The 16,293-nt window shown below is 43.2% G+C and carries 12 protein-coding genes, 2 tRNA genes and 3 rRNA genes; 8 read left to right on the top strand and 9 right to left on the bottom strand.

Going from position 1 to position 16,293, the window contains the following annotated elements:
* The first annotated feature begins 601 nt into the window (after positions 1 to 601).
* The 5 genes from DSM08_RS18495 (at position 602) to rrf (ending at position 5,730) form a co-directional block, all read left to right on the top strand.
* Positions 602 to 2,130, top strand: a 16S ribosomal RNA gene (locus DSM08_RS18495).
* A 122-nt stretch (positions 2,131 to 2,252) separates the two neighbouring features.
* Positions 2,253 to 2,329 (top strand) — tRNA-Ile (locus tag DSM08_RS18490).
* Between the two features lie 13 nt (positions 2,330 to 2,342).
* Positions 2,343 to 2,416, top strand: a tRNA-Ala gene (locus DSM08_RS18485).
* Positions 2,417 to 2,641: 225 nt separating this feature from the next.
* Positions 2,642 to 5,523 (top strand): 23S ribosomal RNA (locus tag DSM08_RS18480).
* 95 nt (positions 5,524 to 5,618) lie between these two features.
* Positions 5,619 to 5,730 (top strand): 5S ribosomal RNA (gene rrf, locus DSM08_RS18475).
* The 16S, 23S and 5S rRNA genes sit together here with 2 tRNA genes alongside, the layout of an rRNA operon.
* A 277-nt stretch (positions 5,731 to 6,007) precedes the next feature.
* On the opposite strand, the gene DSM08_RS18470 is transcribed toward rrf, so the two are convergent.
* Positions 6,008 to 6,403: an SRPBCC domain-containing protein gene (locus tag DSM08_RS18470; RefSeq protein WP_149527519.1), complete on the bottom strand. Its 396-nt coding sequence runs from the start codon at positions 6,401 to 6,403 to the stop codon at positions 6,008 to 6,010.
* A 55-nt stretch (positions 6,404 to 6,458) separates the two neighbouring features.
* Here DSM08_RS18470 and DSM08_RS18465 point away from each other — a divergent pair, with 55 nt between their 5' ends.
* Positions 6,459 to 7,826 (top strand): methyltransferase RsmF C-terminal domain-like protein, encoded by a 1,368-nt coding sequence (locus DSM08_RS18465; RefSeq protein WP_149527518.1) that lies wholly within the window; start codon positions 6,459 to 6,461, stop codon positions 7,824 to 7,826.
* 9 nt (positions 7,827 to 7,835) lie between these two features.
* On the opposite strand, the gene coaBC is transcribed toward DSM08_RS18465, so the two are convergent.
* Genes coaBC through DSM08_RS18450 form a run of 3 tightly spaced genes read right to left on the bottom strand, consistent with a single transcriptional unit; the run spans position 7,836 to position 10,330 of the window.
* Positions 7,836 to 9,035 (bottom strand): bifunctional phosphopantothenoylcysteine decarboxylase/phosphopantothenate--cysteine ligase CoaBC, encoded by a 1,200-nt coding sequence (gene coaBC, locus DSM08_RS18460; protein ID WP_149527517.1) that lies wholly within the window; start codon positions 9,033 to 9,035, stop codon positions 7,836 to 7,838.
* Positions 9,036 to 9,044: 9 nt separating this feature from the next.
* Positions 9,045 to 9,371: a DNA-directed RNA polymerase subunit omega gene (locus DSM08_RS18455; RefSeq protein ID WP_149527516.1), complete on the bottom strand. Its 327-nt coding sequence runs from the start codon at positions 9,369 to 9,371 to the stop codon at positions 9,045 to 9,047.
* Positions 9,372 to 9,400: 29 nt separating this feature from the next.
* The gene (locus DSM08_RS18450; protein WP_149527515.1) at positions 9,401 to 10,330 is read right to left on the bottom strand and encodes an outer membrane protein assembly factor BamD; all 930 of its coding nucleotides are present in this window, start codon (positions 10,328 to 10,330) and stop codon (positions 9,401 to 9,403) included.
* Between the two features lie 213 nt (positions 10,331 to 10,543).
* On the opposite strand from DSM08_RS18450, the gene DSM08_RS18445 reads away from it, so the two are divergent.
* Both DSM08_RS18445 and DSM08_RS18440 read left to right on the top strand, forming a co-directional pair.
* Positions 10,544 to 10,819: a NifU family protein gene (locus tag DSM08_RS18445; protein ID WP_149527514.1), complete on the top strand. Its 276-nt coding sequence runs from the start codon at positions 10,544 to 10,546 to the stop codon at positions 10,817 to 10,819.
* Between the two features lie 70 nt (positions 10,820 to 10,889).
* Positions 10,890 to 11,546, top strand: a complete 657-nt coding sequence (locus DSM08_RS18440) for a carboxypeptidase-like regulatory domain-containing protein (protein WP_149527513.1) — start codon at positions 10,890 to 10,892, stop codon at positions 11,544 to 11,546.
* On the opposite strand, the gene DSM08_RS18435 is transcribed toward DSM08_RS18440, so the two are convergent.
* The 5 genes from DSM08_RS18435 to DSM08_RS18415 are packed head-to-tail and all read right to left on the bottom strand — an operon-like array spanning position 11,543 to position 16,155.
* On the bottom strand, positions 11,543 to 12,772 hold the full coding sequence (locus DSM08_RS18435) for an FtsX-like permease family protein (protein ID WP_149527512.1): 1,230 nt from the start codon (positions 12,770 to 12,772) through the stop codon (positions 11,543 to 11,545). The two genes, DSM08_RS18440 and DSM08_RS18435, sit on opposite strands and share 4 nt — an antisense overlap.
* 4 nt (positions 12,773 to 12,776) lie before the next feature.
* Entirely contained in the window at positions 12,777 to 13,418 is a 642-nt protein-coding gene (locus DSM08_RS18430; protein WP_149527511.1) for an MBL fold metallo-hydrolase, read from the bottom strand.
* Between the two features lie 15 nt (positions 13,419 to 13,433).
* Positions 13,434 to 14,006, bottom strand: a complete 573-nt coding sequence (gene gldD, locus DSM08_RS18425) for a gliding motility lipoprotein GldD (RefSeq protein ID WP_149527510.1) — start codon at positions 14,004 to 14,006, stop codon at positions 13,434 to 13,436.
* A complete protein-coding gene (locus tag DSM08_RS18420) occupies positions 14,003 to 14,749 on the bottom strand; it encodes a shikimate dehydrogenase family protein (protein ID WP_149527509.1) in 747 nt (248 codons plus the stop codon). The genes gldD and DSM08_RS18420 overlap by 4 nt, the downstream gene beginning before the upstream one ends.
* Positions 14,749 to 16,155 (bottom strand): tetratricopeptide repeat protein, encoded by a 1,407-nt coding sequence (locus DSM08_RS18415; protein ID WP_149527508.1) that lies wholly within the window; start codon positions 16,153 to 16,155, stop codon positions 14,749 to 14,751. Before DSM08_RS18415 ends, DSM08_RS18420 begins: the two co-directional genes overlap by 1 nt.
* Between the last annotated feature and the right edge of the window lie 138 nt (positions 16,156 to 16,293).

Here is a 16,293-nt window from a genome sequence, read left to right as displayed (position 1 = left end):
CCTCAATTTCCCTCCACAAACCCCCAGAACCGCCCCTTCCGACCTATTTCTCGATAAATTATTGCTCACATTGCTAGCGAGTTACGCTATTCCGCTAAAAATATTCGCTCAGGGGTCTTGGAAGTATGGTCAATTTGTCCCTATCTTTGCACCACTCCGCAAGGGAGGGACGGCCGAAACGGCCATGACATCGGGAAGGAAAGAGTAGGATCTGCAGGGCTGAAAAGCACACATAATCCACCTCAAAAAAAAGCCTCAAAAAATATTTTAAAATAAATTTTGGGAATTAAAAAAAAACCTTCTACCTTTGCAGTCCCAACTACGGGGAACGGCTGAGAGCGCAAGGCTCGAAGCTGATAAAACTGAAAGTTTGAGCGCCACGGAAACAAGGCGCACAACATAAGAAAAGCGGAAGCGAGATGCGGAAGCGAAAAGTTCTTTAAGAAATAATGATCATGTAGCGCAGCGAGTAGACGCAAGTCGAAAGTTGAACAAGAAGATTTTTAGAAATCAATTCAACCAGATCGGAACCAGGGAAACAGATATTTAAATAAAGACAATTCTATTTATTATAAATAGTCTTGATCTTACACTTCATTTTACAATGGAGAGTTTGATCCTGGCTCAGGATGAACGCTAGCGGCAGGCCTAATACATGCAAGTCGAACGGGATCCATTTGTTAGCTTGCTAACAGATGGTGAGAGTGGCGCACGGGTGCGTAACGCGTGAGCAACCTACCCATATCAGGGGGATAGCCCGAAGAAATTCGGATTAACACCGCATAAGACTACGAGATGGCATCATCAAGTAGTTAAATATTTATAGGATATGGATGGGCTCGCGTGACATTAGCTAGTTGGTGAGGTAACGGCTCACCAAGGCGACGATGTCTAGGGGCTCTGAGAGGAGAATCCCCCACACTGGTACTGAGACACGGACCAGACTCCTACGGGAGGCAGCAGTAAGGAATATTGGTCAATGGACGGAAGTCTGAACCAGCCATGCCGCGTGCAGGATGACTGCCCTATGGGTTGTAAACTGCTTTTGTCGAGGAATAAACCTATCTACGTGTAGATAGCTGAATGTACTCGAAGAATAAGGATCGGCTAACTCCGTGCCAGCAGCCGCGGTAATACGGAGGATCCGAGCGTTATCCGGATTTATTGGGTTTAAAGGGTGCGTAGGCGGCACTTTAAGTCAGGGGTGAAAGACGGCAGCTTAACTGTCGCAGTGCCTTTGATACTGAAGTGCTTGAATGCGGTTGAAGACGGCGGAATGAGACAAGTAGCGGTGAAATGCATAGATATGTCTCAGAACACCGATTGCGAAGGCAGCTGTCTAAGCCGTTATTGACGCTGATGCACGAAAGCGTGGGGATCGAACAGGATTAGATACCCTGGTAGTCCACGCCCTAAACGATGATAACTCGATGTTTGCGATATACAGTAAGCGTCCAAGCGAAAGCGTTAAGTTATCCACCTGGGGAGTACGCCCGCAAGGGTGAAACTCAAAGGAATTGACGGGGGCCCGCACAAGCGGAGGAGCATGTGGTTTAATTCGATGATACGCGAGGAACCTTACCCGGGCTTGAAAGTTACTGAAGGATGCAGAGACGCATCCGTCCTTCGGGACAGGAAACTAGGTGCTGCATGGCTGTCGTCAGCTCGTGCCGTGAGGTGTTGGGTTAAGTCCCGCAACGAGCGCAACCCCTATGTTTAGTTGCCAGCATTTAAGGTGGGGACTCTAAACAGACTGCCTGCGCAAGCAGAGAGGAAGGCGGGGACGACGTCAAGTCATCATGGCCCTTACGTCCGGGGCTACACACGTGCTACAATGGATGGTACAGCGGGCAGCTACATAGCAATATGATGCCAATCTCGAAAAGCCATTCACAGTTCGGATCGGGGTCTGCAACTCGACCCCGTGAAGTTGGATTCGCTAGTAATCGCGTATCAGCAATGACGCGGTGAATACGTTCCCGGGCCTTGTACACACCGCCCGTCAAGCCATGAAAGCTGGGGGTACCTAAAGCATGTAACCGCAAGGAGCGTGTTAGGGTAAAACCGGTAATTGGGGCTAAGTCGTAACAAGGTAGCCGTACCGGAAGGTGCGGCTGGAATACCTCCTTTCTAGAGCCTGATTCCGGCTCGTCTGCGCAACATTTGATCGTTAAAACAAGAAACACATTAGAAGAAAGTACCTGCCCAGCGTAAGTTGGCATGGTATCTTGAGAAGATGAGGAATTTAAGCTAGTCCCGTAGCTCAGTTGGTTAGAGCACTACACTGATAATGTAGGGGTCAGCAGTTCAAATCTGCTCGGGACTACCATAAGACACACGATGGGGAATTAGCTCAGCTGGCTAGAGCACCTGCCTTGCACGCAGGGGGTCAACGGTTCGAATCCGTTATTCTCCACAAGTCATCGAAGATGACAGATGTGAGACATCAGACAACAGACAATAGAGCCCTTTACGGCGCCCTAGGTCTACGATCTAATATCTGACATCTATTATCTAGCGAAGACAAAGAGTTCTTTGACATATTGGAAGAAAAGAGACACAAGAGAAGACAACAGAAGCTTTTTCTACTTGTAGAACAAGCGAAAGCAACCTATCACTTAGCAAAAGGGGTGATAGTGTGAAGAAAGTAAATAAGGGCACACGGGGGATGCCTAGGCTCTCAGAGGCGATGAAGGACGTGATAAGCTGCGATAAGCTGCGGGGATTGGCAAATGCGATTCGATCCGCAGATTTCCGAATGGGGCAACCTAATATACTGAAGGTATATTGTATAATACGCGAACGCGCCGAACTGAAACATCTAAGTAAGCGTAGGAGGAGAAAATAATAATGATTTCCCAAGTAGTGGCGAGCGAACGGGAAAGAGCCCAAACCTATATTGTTACGGCAATATGGGGGTTGTAGGACCACGACATTGTACTGTGCTATGAACTGGAAGCAGGTGGGAAACTGCGCGATATGGGTGATAGCCCCGTACAGGTAAAGAATACAGGCATAGTGGTATCCTGAGTACCGCGGGACCGGAGAAATCCTGTGGGAATCTGCCAGCACCATCTGGTAAGGCTAAATACTCCTGAGAGACCGATAGTGAACCAGTACCGTGAGGGAAAGGTGAAAAGAACCTCGAACAGAGGAGTGAAAAGAACCTGAAACCGTGTGCTTACAAGCGGTCGGAGCGGAGCGATTCCGTGACGGCGTGCCTTTTGCATAATGAGCCTACGAGTTACTCTTGTCCGGCAAGGTTAATTGATTAAGTCAAGGAGCCGAAGCGAAAGCGAGTCTGAATAGGGCGCATAGTCGGATGAGGTAGACGCGAAACCTTGTGATCTACCCTTGGGCAGGTTGAAGGTGCGGTAACACGTACTGGAGGACCGAACCGATAAACGTTGAAAAGTTTCCGGATGACCTGAGGGTAGGGGTGAAAGGCCAATCAAACTGGGAAATAGCTCGTACTCCCCGAAATGTTTTTAGGAACAGCGTCGGCATTGAGTCTAGCAGAGGTAGAGCTACCGATTGGGTGCGGGGGAGTCAAATCCTACCAAATCCAGACGAACTCCGAATGCTGTTAGATATGGCCGGCAGTGAGGCTTTGGGTGCTAAGGTCCAAGGCCGAGAGGGAAAGAACCCAGACCATCAGCTAAGGTCCCTAAATGTAGTCTAAGTTGAACTAACGAGGTCCGGTTGCCCAGACAGCTAGGATGTTGGCTTGGAAGCAGCCATTCATTTAAAGAGTGCGTAACAGCTCACTAGTCGAGCGACCGGGCGTGGATAATAAACGGGCATCAAGATTACTACCGAAGCTATGGATTGCAATTTATTGCACTGGTAGGGGAGCATTCTATAGGGGGCGAATCCGCAAGGTGACTTGTGGTGGACTTTATAGAAAAGCAAATGTAGGCATAAGTAACGATAAGGCGGGTGAGAAACCCGCCCACCGAAAGACCCAGGTTTCCTGATCAACGCTAATCGGATCAGGGTTAGTCGGGGCCTAAGGCTCATCCGAAAGGAGAACGCCGATGGACAACGGGTTAATATTCCCGTACTGTTGATGACTGCGATGTGGTGACGGAGTAGTGACACTGCCGCGAACTGACGGAATAGTTCGTTGAAGGACGTAGGTATTGGACCGGTAGGCAAATCCGCCGGTCTAGCTGAAATCTGATAGTACAGCAAACCCTCGGGGGCGCTGATAGTGCAGGTAAGCAGACTTCCAAGAAAACCCGCTAAGCTTCAGGTCATCAACACCCGTACCGCAAACCGACACAGGTGGTCGAGGAGAGAATCCTAAGGTGCTCGAGTGAATCATGGCTAAGGAACTCGGCAAAATGGCCCTGTAACTTCGGGAGAAGGGGCGCTTCCTCCAGTGATGGAGAAGCCGCAGTGAAAAGGCCCAGGCGACTGTTTAGCAAAAACATATGGCTTTGCGAAATCGAAAGATGAAGTATAAGGCCTGACACCTGCCCGGTGCTGGAAGGTTAAGAGGGGATGTCATCCGCAAGGAGAAGCATTGAATCGAAGCCCCAGTAAACGGCGGCCGTAACTATAACGGTCCTAAGGTAGCGAAATTCCTTGTCGGGTAAGTTCCGACCTGCACGAATGGTGTAACGATCTGGGCGCTGTCTCAGCCATGAGCTCGGTGAAATTGTGGTATCGGTGAAGACGCCGGTTACCCGCAACGGGACGGAAAGACCCCATGAACCTTCACTATAGCTTAACATTGAAATTGGGTACAGGATGTGTAGGATAGGCGGGAGTATGTGAAGCGGTTTCGCCAGGAATCGTGGATACAACCTTGAAATACCGCCCTTTCTGTATTCGGTTTCTAACTCGGCTGTGCCGAGGACATTGTTTGGTGGGTAGTTTGACTGGGGTGGTCGCCTCCAAAAAGGTAACGGAGGCTTTCAAAGGTAAGCTCAGTACGCTTGGTAACCGTACGAGGAGTGCAATGGCATAAGCTTGCTTGACTGTGAGACCTACAAGTCGACCAGGGTCGAAAGACGGACATAGTGATCCGGTGGTTCTGTATGGAAGGGCCATCGCTCAAAGGATAAAAGGTACTCTGGGGATAACAGGCTGATCTCCCCCAAGAGCTCATATCGACGGGGAGGTTTGGCACCTCGATGTCGGCTCGTCACATCCTGGGGCTGGAGAAGGTCCCAAGGGTTGGGCTGTTCGCCCATTAAAGTGGCACGCGAGCTGGGTTCAGAACGTCGCGAGACAGTTCGGTCCCTATCTGTTGTGGGCGTTGGAAGTTTGAGTGGATCTGACCTTAGTACGAGAGGACCGGGTTGGACGGACCGCTGGTGAACCTGTTATGCCGCCAGGTGTACGGCAGGGTAGCTACGTCCGGGATAGATAAGCGCTGAAAGCATCTAAGTGCGAAACTAGCCACGAGATGAGACTTCCTTATAGGGTCGTTGTAGATGACGACGTTGATAGGTCATAGGTGTAAAGGTTGAGAGACCAAAGCCAAGTGATACTAATAGCCCGAAGCTTTCCAATGCAGATAGTCTGTTGTCCTCTCTCTTTTTGAATCTTTTCTTCCAATAACATGTCAATGTTGGTACTTGCCAAGTGCAGGGTCAACAAAAAGATATTCAGGTGCCTATATCGGCGGTGTCCACCTCTTCCCATTCCGAACAGAGAAGTTAAGCCCGCCAGAGCCGATGGTATTGCCGTAACAGGTGGGAGAGTAGGTCGGCGCCTATTTTTATACGAAAAGCTCGTTATCGAAAGATGACGGGCTTTTTTGTTGGTCTAGATTTTAAGCAATAGACATTAGAGCTATCTGAACCAAGAAAGGAAGGATTTAAGGATTGGTGGGACCATGTTCATCTTTTAATCCTTCCTTTCCTAGTTCAAGACATCTAAACATCATCTTTGCCTTATTGATCCTTCCCTTCCAAGTAAAAACAGGGCGCAAAAAAGGGCGCCTTATCGGCGCCCAGCTCTAATATCTAATGTCTAATATCTAACAGTCTAATATCTAATTTGACTCTTCCTCATCTTCGTAGAACTCCAGAAGGGATTCCACATAGGTTTCTGTCCATCCGGCTACAATATCATCATAAGCTTCGTCAGGGATGTTGACATGGTTGACTTCGAAGGAAGTGCCTTTTTTATGCTCATGTAGTTTTAGGGTCACTATGGATGGCTCCTCCTGTTCTCCAAAATACCATTGCTGTACGATTTTACTGGATGGTTCTAAAGCGATGAACTTTCCTTCGATAGCGCCGTCCCATAAAGAGAATTCTCCGCCTACTGTTGGATCGATTGTGACAAGGTCTCCGGTCCATAATCGTATGGTTATTTCGGTCGTCAAGGCACGATAGATCTCCTCAGGGCTAGCCGGGATAATATAATATTTCTTAAAATCTTTCATTGTTGTTTTGAAAAAAGACAATTTCCGTAAATTTACGCAGATTTATTAGCAAAGCATGAGTAATTTCCTCCCAAATTCACTGATACAACGACTTGGGGTCAATCCGACCTTTGACAAAGACGCTTTTATTGCTGCCCACGAAGATGGAAACCAAATAACTTCCATCCGATTAAATCCATTCAAACCTACTGAATTGGATTTTTATCTTTCTGAGCAGGTCAAATGGTGTGATAGAGGATATTATTTGGCGAATAGGCCACAGTTCACTTTAGATCCGCTCTTCCATGCCGGCGCATATTATGTGCAGGAAGCTTCTTCGATGTTTATTGCACATTTTATTCAAACTTTGGGTTTAGATAAGGATGCCCTGTTTGCTGCGGATGTCTGTGCGGCCCCCGGAGGGAAGTCCACCTTGCTCAATTCTTATTTGCACCCAGATAGCTTGCTCCTATCGAACGAAATCATAAAAAGCCGATCAATTATACTGCAGGAAAATTTAACGCGCTGGGGAGCTTCAAATGTTGTTGTTAGTAATAATGATCCTGCAGCATTTAGACGTTTGCCTGGCTTTTTTGATCTCTTGCTTGTGGACGCGCCTTGTTCGGGTTCTGGCATGTTCAGAAAAGACGAGGATGCTATTGATGAATGGTCTGAAGCGAATGTCAAGCTATGTAGCGAGCGTCAGCAGCGCATTCTATCTGAAGTGCTGACAGCGCTTAAAACCAATGGCTATCTGATTTATTCTACTTGTTCCTATTCGGAAGAGGAAAATGAACATATTCTCGATTGGCTGATGGATGAATTTGAAATGGAAACGGTAGACGTGGAATTGAAAGAGGAATGGGGAATCGTAAAGTCCAACTCACCGAAGCATCAAGCTACAGGCTTTCGGTTTTACCCACATCGCGTGAAAGGAGAGGGTTTTTTTGTTGCTGTGCTGCGCATGAAGCGAGTTCAGCCTTCATTTTCCCTCAAGAAATTGAAAGTGGAGAAGTCACCTCTACCAAAAGATGCGTTAAAGGGCTGGGTAAAAGATTATGCGGGCTTCGCAACACTAGTTCATCATGATACGATCCATATATTTGCTAAGGAACATGAATTAGCCATCAAAGCTTTCCAGCAAGTTCTTTATTTAAAGAATGCCGGCACAGCGGTAGGGAAATGGTTGGGAAAAGAGTTGGTACCTAATCATGATTTAGCCTTGAGCATACATCTTGATGAGGCGATAAATTCTATCGATCTTACTTTAGATTTAGCACAGGACTATCTGAGAAAAGAAGCGATGCCTCAGGAGCTTTTTGAGGGGGTGAAGAAAGGCTGGTGCATAGTAAAGTATAAGAACTTACCGATTGGTTGGATCAAAGTCTTAGGAAATAGGGTGAATAACTACTATCCAAAGGAAGTTCGGATAGCCAATTTATAGGCGAAGGGCCTATTTGAGCTCTCGGATGACTAGGTTGCAGATATCTGTTGCAACTTCATCCTTGGATTTCAGTTCGAAACTTTCGATATCGCCATTACGGCTTATTACTGTTACTTTATTGGTGTCGTGGGCAAAACCAGCACCCTTATCTTGCATAGAATTTAATACAATAAAGTCTAGATTTTTACGCTGTAGCTTATCTTTCGCATGCTCGATTTCATTATTAGTTTCGAGTGCAAATCCGATCAGTAGTTGATTCTCTTTCTTAGAACCGCCAAGTGTGGCAAGAATATCGGTCGTTTTTGTCAATGGAATAGAGAAGTGATCCTCTTTCTTCTTGATTTTTTGCGTGGCTACTTCTTCAGGCGTGTAGTCGGCCACGGCTGCACTCATTACTGTAATATCCGCCGCAGGAAAATAGCGCTCGCAAGCGTCTAGCATTTGTTTCGCAGAGGTGACATCCACTCGTTGTACTCCCTGAGGCGTAGATAAAGCCGTAGGTCCACTTACTAATGTAACTTCGGCACCTAGCTCCTGTAGTCTTTTAGCAATCGCATAACCCATCTTACCACTAGAATGATTTCCGATAAATCGTACCGGATCTATGGCTTCATAAGTAGGACCGGCAGATACTAATGCTTTCTTCCCGGATAGCGGTTTAGGCAGTTCAAGATTTTGCTGGATAAAAAGTAAGATGTCTTCCGGTTCAGCTAAACGTCCTTCTCCAATTAGCCCACTCGCCAGTTCTCCATTTCCTGGAGGAATAATCAGATGACCATATTGTTTCAAAAGTGAAATATTTTGCTGAACAGCAGGATGCTTCCACATATCAAGATCCATCGCAGGTGCGAAATATACAGGACCCTTAGCTGATAAGTAGGTGGCAAGGAGAATATTATCGCATAACCCTAGGGCACACTTAGATAAAGTATTCGCCGAAGCTGGGGCGATTAAGATCAGGTCTGCCGACTCGGCAATATGGACATGGTTATTCCATTCCCCGCTGTTTTCGTCGTAATAGTCGACCAAAACGGGGTTATTGGATAAAGTGGAAAGCGTGAGCGGAGTAATAAATGAGGTCGCTTCTTCGGTCATCATGACTTGTACAGAAGCGTTTGCCTTGCGAAGCAATCGTACTAAAGTTGCAATCTTGTAAGCGGCAATACTGCCGCTTACACCAATTACAATATGTTTTCCTTGCAAGGACATGAGATAAACCTATTCTTGCTCTTTAGAAGGGTTTCTAAAGTATACTTTATCGTGTAAGAATTCATCAATTGCTACCAGTGTAGGCTTAGGCATACGCTCGTAGTGTTTTGAGATTTCAATTTGCTCACGGTTTTCAAATACTTCCTCCAAATTGTCATTGCTGCTAGCAAATTCTGATAGCTTTTGGTTCAATTCTTCTTTAATATCAACCGCAATTTGATTTGCACGCTTGCTGATTACCACGATTGACTCGTATAGGTTGTCAGTACCTTTATCCAAATCTCTTAAATCGCGTGTTACCGTACTATTTGGAACTGAATTTTTATTTTGGCTCATATTTAAAATGATATTATGTACAAAGATGATTAATTGTTTGCTTTACTTTCTTCAGATTCGGTTTCTCCAGTTGTAGATGTAGAAATACCTAACTCTTCCTCTTGTTGTTTTCTTAGCTTTTTATCTGCTTCAACGCGCTTAATAGCAATGGCTATCTTACGTTCTGCACTAGATCTTAAACCTTTAAGCTCGTTGCCATACTTACTCTCCGGGAAGTGCTCTGCAAATGTTTCATAATAGTCCAACATTTGGTTGAAACGTTCTTCCTGGCGATGCGGATAGCTGTTGTCGGCAAATAGATACTGCGACTTGATTAGAAGATATTCTACGTCTTCTGCATGTTTTGTATCTGGATATTGTCTCAATACGTTCTCCAAGGCGATTACAGCAGCGCGGTAATCATCAGGAAGCCCCATATTGTAATATAACTTGGCATTGTCGAATGCTTTTTTCTCGAGTTTGTCGCGCAGATTCTGGATAAGATCCGAAGCCTCTTTTGCTCGCTCTGACTCTGGATAAAGATTCACGAATAATTGTAACTCTTCGATTGCCTTACGTGTGTTCTCTTGATCTAAATTCGATCTAGGCGAGTCGAGGTAGAAACAATAAGCCGACATGAATCGACATTCTTCGGCACGCTGACTATTCGGATAATTTAATGCAAACTGTTTGAAGTGGTATCGAGCGGAGATATAATCCTTTAGTCGATAACTTGCATAGGCAGTATAGTAAGCAAGGTCTTCTGCATCAGAAGTACCTCGATAACGAGTTAACAGGTCTTCAAATAAAGTCAGCGCTTTTGAATACTTCTCATTTTCGTAGTATTTGATAGCTTCCTGATACTTCATTTGTATATTATTGCTGGCGCGTAATTTCTCGAACTTGCTTTTGCAACTACCAAAAACAAATAATAAAGAAGCACCGACAATTAGGCTAAATACATGATTCTTTAAAAACATCCCACAAAGATACGTCAATTAAAACTAATTTTCAATTATATTTCCGCGCTAAAATACTCGAATTCGGTGTAGAAGATGCTTTGTTTTCACGGTTTTAACAATCTTTAACTAAGAATATGCTTAAGTCAGTTAAATGTTGAAATCTCGTGCTTCACCGGTCTTTTGTGGAAAAAATACCTATATTTACTAATAAATTTTATTAGCTATTTAAAAATGACCTTATTAGAGAGAGTAGAGCAGGCTTTGGATTCAATCAGACCGTATTTGGAAACTGATGGAGGAAACGTTTCTATAGAGGAAATTACACCAGACAATGTAGTGAAGTTGAAGCTTCTTGGAACTTGCGCAAACTGTTCCATGAGCATCATGACCTTTAAAGCAGGGTTAGAACAAGCTATAAAGAAGGCTGTTCCTGAAATCGTATCTGTGGAGGCTATCAACCTAACAGACATTAATGATCCAAACGCCATTACTCCAAACCAATTGTAATTAAAATGATAGAAGCAGTTAACACAATTTAACAGCGTCTTTTTCTCATTTTCGTTAGTTTTGTGAGTAAATGAAAGTATATCTGAAAATTTTAAGCATATGTATTCTTCTGTGTGTTAGTCTGTCGACTTTTGCGCAGCAGAAACGTATTGTACAATTTTCAGGAATTATTACTGCCGCCAATACCGACGTCGCAGTTCCATACGTAACATTACGTAATACTTCTTATGCAAATGAAACCTTCACGGCGAACCATGAGGGGTATTTTACTTTTGTAGCCCATGTTGGCGATGAGATCGAACTCTCTTCCATTGGATATGCCAATATAAAGATTACCATTCCGCAAGTTGCTAGCGACAAATACACATTAAATATCGAGATGACCCCATTGGTGAAGGAATTGCCGGTCGTAACGATTGGTAGACCGCTGCCTTGGGCGAGTATTGAGGAGTTTAATAGAGAGTTTCTAGCGATGAATGTTGGAAATGATGATATTCTTTCGGCACAGCGGAATCTTTCTCCGCAGGCATTAGCTGCATTATCGAAAGTAGTGCCTAGAAGCGCTGAAGAGATCCAGGCTTTTAATAACTTCCAGCGACATATCAATATGTCTAATAAAGCAATCAATCAGAATTTTGCTAATCCATTGTTGAACCCATTTGCTTGGGGTCAGCTAATCAATCAAATTAAAAGGGGAGACTTTAGTCGCGAGCGCCTGAAATACTAATTTGAGTCTAATTCCTCAACTTTCTTAAATCCTTTGATACTTAATTTTGATGCCACATAGGAAACTATGATGGAAACTAATAGGACCGTTAGGAAGATGATCAAGATGTCAGAATAGCGTATATCTACGGGGTAGGCATCGAATAAGGATCCTTCGTTCGTTTGTACAAAGCCGTACTTTTCCTGCAATACGCAGAATCCCAAACCTAATGCACCGCCCACTATACTCCCGATAAGAGCAATCAATACACCCTGATAAAAGAAGATATTCTGTATAAGACTTTTGTTGGCTCCTAGGCTGTTCAATACCACCATATCCTGCTTCTTATCGATAACCAACATCGTTAGTGACCCAATGATATTGAAAATAGCGATTATCCCTATAATCGTCACGATAAAAAAGACGATCCATTTTTCAGAACGAACAGTTTTATAGAGCGTTGGATTTTGCTGCTCACGATTTTTTACAATATAGTCTGAACCCACTAATTCCTGGATTTCCTTTTGTAAGGCTGTTGAATTATCGTTCGCACCATAGAGTTCTATGGCAGAAATATGTTCGTATTCGTTCAAGAGATCCTTTGCAAAGTCAATGGGCACTAAAATAAGATCATCGAAACCTGGTTGGAACTTCAATATGGCACTGGAGGGGATATTTCTAGTGCGGATATCATCCAATGGATTAATACTGCTCGCGGAGGCATGCTTATCAGGTATATGGAGGCTTAATAGGTTGTCATATCCTTGAAGTGGCACTTGCAGATTGGCTTGCACCTGCGCTCCTAAAATAGCGTAATCGGCGCTATCAATTCTAACATCGAGTTTTCCTGCAAAGAGCATGTCTTGGGAGGCATGGCTGTGGATGCTTTCAGGCTCAATGCCTTTGATACGACCGATAAACTGCTGGTGATTATATTCTGCGAGAATTTTGTCTTCCAGTACTTCGGTATAGGAATTGATTTTCGGGTTAGTTCGTAGGGTTTTGAACGCCTCGCTTTTCGTTGAGAATACTTTGCCCTTTGCCGGTTCGATACGCAGCTCAGGAGAAAAGATACTATATTGTGAGAGGATAAACTTTTCTAATCCATTGTAGAAGGATAGCACGATAACCAACGCCGCTGTACTCACTAAAACTCCGATAACACTAATCGACGAGATAATGTTAATCGCATTAACGGATTTTTTAGAAAACAGATAACGTTTGGCGAAGAATAGTGCTAATCTCATGAATTTATCCTCTAATAAATGGATTACTTTGCTTCTCTTCCTTAATAGTCGTCGTCGGACCGTGGCCAGGATAAACTACGGTGTCTTCTGGTAGGGTATAGATATTCGTAGCGATACTGTTTAGAAGCTGTTGGTGATTTCCACCTGGTAAGTCCGTACGGCCGATACTTCCTTTAAACAATACATCGCCTCCGATTAGGAAGTTGTTGCTCTCGCTGTACAAGCAAAGATGTGCAGGGGAATGTCCTGGAGCTAATATTAGGCGTATAGTCTCGTCACCAATTGTAATCGTATCATTCTCTGTAAGAAAGGTCGCCGGAATAGGAGATGGCTCATAACGAATGCCCATCTGTGGAGCATAATTTTGAACCTGTATAACCAGAGGCAGCTCCCCTTCATGAAATTGAGGGGTTAATCCATAAGTGTCAGCAACATATTTGTTTCCTAAAACATGGTCAATATGGCCATGGGTATTGATTAAATAAATAGGTTTTAAATTGTGTTCTGCTATATAATCCGAAAACTGCTTCTCTTCAATATAATTATGCATACCTGGATCAACGATAATACAATTCTTGTTTTCATCAATGATGAGGTATGTGTTCTCCTGGTAGGGATTAAATACAAAGGTTTTGATTTGCAACATGGTCAAAAATAGAAATTATTTCCATTTTACGCTATGTATTAAATGTTTTATATCAGACTTGATGAACTCAAGAACGGGTTGAATGGAGTCTAGGTGCGGTTTTTCGTTAAAATATAATGCACCCCGAAGATAATGCTCTGTGCTATCTGAAACAAAAAATTGATAGTTAGATGCTGTGTTTCCACCTATTAAATATTGAATCCCATAAACTTCATGTTCTGGGATACTTATACGCGATTGGTCTATTGCAGTCGCTTTTGTAGTATGTTTAAATGCGAAAGTTCGCGCATCCTCCGTTAGTTGTTGAAAGCTTGTGGATTTATTTATCGGGAAATAACTGAGATGTAAAGTCGCGTTGAATTGTGGGAAATAGAGATTTTTCCAACATTCTTTGGCGTCTTCATTTGGGTCATCCAGCATTTGGGAGTATGAGGGTATTTCTAAGATAAAGGGACAACCAGTTTGTGCTTCCTGATAAGACTTAGTAGGAAAGTCAATCCGGAAAAAGCCTCGTGGCTTAGGGCTATAATCTTGCTGTTGACATCCGACGATAGCGAGAAGAAGGATTATGGCAAATACATACCTCATCGGTTCCAGATTTTCCAGTTTTCCTCAGCCTGTAGAATGAGCATTTCTAAGCCGTTTTTTATTGCGGCCCCACGTTCTCTACCTTTCTTTAGAAAAAGTGTTTCGGTAGGATTGTAAATGAGATCATATAGCAAATGGGTATTGCCAATACCTTCATAGGGAATATCCGGACACTGCTCGATATTCGGAGCAGTTCCTACCGGAGAACAGTTAATAATCAGCTTATGAGCCCGAATCAGATCAGTGTTTAAGTCTTCGTATGTGATATTCTTTTCCGACTTTGAACGGCTAACAATTTGATAAGCGATGCCCAGTTTCTCCAATGCATAGCATACAGCCTTTGTTGCCCCTCCATTTCCGAGGATTAAAGCATGTTTGTGATCTTCAGTCAGCAATGGCGCTAAGGAGTTCATGAATCCAATAACGTCTGTATTATGACCGATCAAATAAGGCGCTTCACCTGGCGTTTGAATAATCTGAATACAATTTACAGCTCCGATTGCCTTTGCTTCTGGAGAGAGCTCATCCAAATAAGGTATAACGGCCTGTTTATAGGGAATCGTAACATTGACACCATAAAACGCGGAGTCAGTAGTATATAATTCAGGGAATTCTTCAATAGTAGAAATAGGGTATAGATCGTAATCTATACCCTGTATATTTTCATTCTTGAATTTTTCTAAATAATATTTCTTGGAAAAGGAATGTCCGAGTGGATATCCTATTAATCCTAGTTTCTTCATTATTTTTCAGTGAATTTCTTAATGATATCTAAGATTACTTTATTTCCTTGCAGCTGCGGAAGATACTCGAACAAGATATGATGTTTATCCGGATTGCTGTCTAAGGCTAGCTCTAGAAAATTTAAAGCTTCGTTGTATTGTCCCGCCGCAAATAGATAGGCAACAAGTCGATAATACAATAATGCTTCATCGGGGTTGCATTTAATAGCTTCGGAAATGACCTCGATGGCTTCATTTAGCTTTGACTGCTCATACAAAAGCGACGAGTAATCCAACCAAGCCTCGATGTCAGTGCTATTCAACTCCACAACTTTAGAATAAGCCTCTATCGATTCATCAAACTGCTTTAATTTATAGCGCGCATCTGCGATCGCAAACCAATAATCAGGATTCTCATCATCGATTTCTAAAGCTTTCTTATAGAAATGCAAAGATTCAAAGTATCGCTCTTCAAAATCTAAAGTAACTCCAATTCCAAACCATGCATCGCTTTGATTCGCATCTAGCTTTACGGCCTTTTTGTAATATTGGCGTGCTTCATCCATACGTTCAAGCTTTTCGTAGCATTCTCCGATTGCACAATAAGTGTCTGCGGTAGGAGGTTCATACTCAAAAGTTTGCTTGTACACATCGATTGCTTCATGATATCGATCCAAATTTACTAGGGCATTCCCTTTATTAAAATAGGCTGATGAGAAATTATCCTTAATCAAAATAGAATAATCGTATGCATCGATAGCTGCATCGAATTGCTCTAACTTGTGGTAAGCATTTCCCAAGTTATACCACGCTGTAAATGAATAGGGATCTGAGTCGATGTACTTGTTGTAAAACGCAACGCTCTCTTCCTGTTTCTCTAAGACATCATAACAAAATGCGATTTCGTATAATGCATCTTGGTTTTCATGATTTAATGCTAGACATTTTTGAAGGTAATCAATAGCCTTTTGGTAAGACCCTTGCATTTGGTATAAACCAGCAATTTGATAATAGATCTCATCAGGACTATCGCTTAATTCTAGCGCTTTAAAAAAATTCTCTTCAGCAAGACTATGATCTTGTAAAGATGACAGAATCGTGCCTCTAATTAAATAGATGTCTGATTCTGATGGTTCCAACAATTCTGCCTTTGATAGTGCTTCCAATGCCGGTTCGAACTGCATCGTACTGGCAAGAAGTTGCGCCTTTTTCAATAAGAACATCGTTTCGAATGGATGTTGTGCAGCGGCAAATTCTACTACCTGTAGGGCTTTTATTGGATCATTTTTAGTGATATAATAGTCGATGATGCTTTCAAATGCTTTTGCGTCGAAAAAATATTGGTCCTCATTCCGCAGCATTTCTTCATAACGATCAACAGAGATCTTTTGTTCTTCTGGTGATCCAAATTCAAAATCTTCTTCCATTATACTCCTCTCTTTATATTATTCAACCAATTACCACTAATCTATGATGAAAATAATGTTTTTTAACATCAATGGTTTAAATTATTTTCAACATATCCACACACATTGGACCTAATTAGCTAGCAAAGGTAATCTTAT

The sequence above is a fragment of the Sphingobacterium hotanense genome (genome assembly GCF_008274825.1).
GTDB classification, from domain to species: domain Bacteria; phylum Bacteroidota; class Bacteroidia; order Sphingobacteriales; family Sphingobacteriaceae; genus Sphingobacterium; species Sphingobacterium hotanense.
Note: the sequence above shows the minus strand (reverse complement) of the source record. Positions and strands in the feature narration are given on the sequence as shown.

Bases quoted from the DNA above. Each gene is read 5' to 3' on its own strand.
- DSM08_RS18470 (WP_149527519.1), bottom strand. From the start codon at position 6,403: ATGAAAGATTTTAAGAAATATTATATTATCCCGGCTAGCCCTGAGGAG.
- DSM08_RS18465 (WP_149527518.1), top strand. From the start codon at position 6,459: ATGAGTAATTTCCTCCCAAATTCACTGATACAACGACTTGGGGTCAAT.
- coaBC (WP_149527517.1), bottom strand. From the start codon at position 9,035: ATGTCCTTGCAAGGAAAACATATTGTAATTGGTGTAAGCGGCAGTATT.
- DSM08_RS18455 (WP_149527516.1), bottom strand. From the start codon at position 9,371: ATGAGCCAAAATAAAAATTCAGTTCCAAATAGTACGGTAACACGCGAT.
- DSM08_RS18450 (WP_149527515.1), bottom strand. From the start codon at position 10,330: ATGTTTTTAAAGAATCATGTATTTAGCCTAATTGTCGGTGCTTCTTTA.
- DSM08_RS18445 (WP_149527514.1), top strand. From the start codon at position 10,544: ATGACCTTATTAGAGAGAGTAGAGCAGGCTTTGGATTCAATCAGACCG.
- DSM08_RS18440 (WP_149527513.1), top strand. From the start codon at position 10,890: ATGAAAGTATATCTGAAAATTTTAAGCATATGTATTCTTCTGTGTGTT.
- DSM08_RS18435 (WP_149527512.1), bottom strand. From the start codon at position 12,772: ATGAGATTAGCACTATTCTTCGCCAAACGTTATCTGTTTTCTAAAAAA.
- DSM08_RS18430 (WP_149527511.1), bottom strand. From the start codon at position 13,418: ATGTTGCAAATCAAAACCTTTGTATTTAATCCCTACCAGGAGAACACA.
- gldD (WP_149527510.1), bottom strand. From the start codon at position 14,006: ATGAGGTATGTATTTGCCATAATCCTTCTTCTCGCTATCGTCGGATGT.
- DSM08_RS18420 (WP_149527509.1), bottom strand. From the start codon at position 14,749: ATGAAGAAACTAGGATTAATAGGATATCCACTCGGACATTCCTTTTCC.
- DSM08_RS18415 (WP_149527508.1), bottom strand. From the start codon at position 16,155: ATGGAAGAAGATTTTGAATTTGGATCACCAGAAGAACAAAAGATCTCT.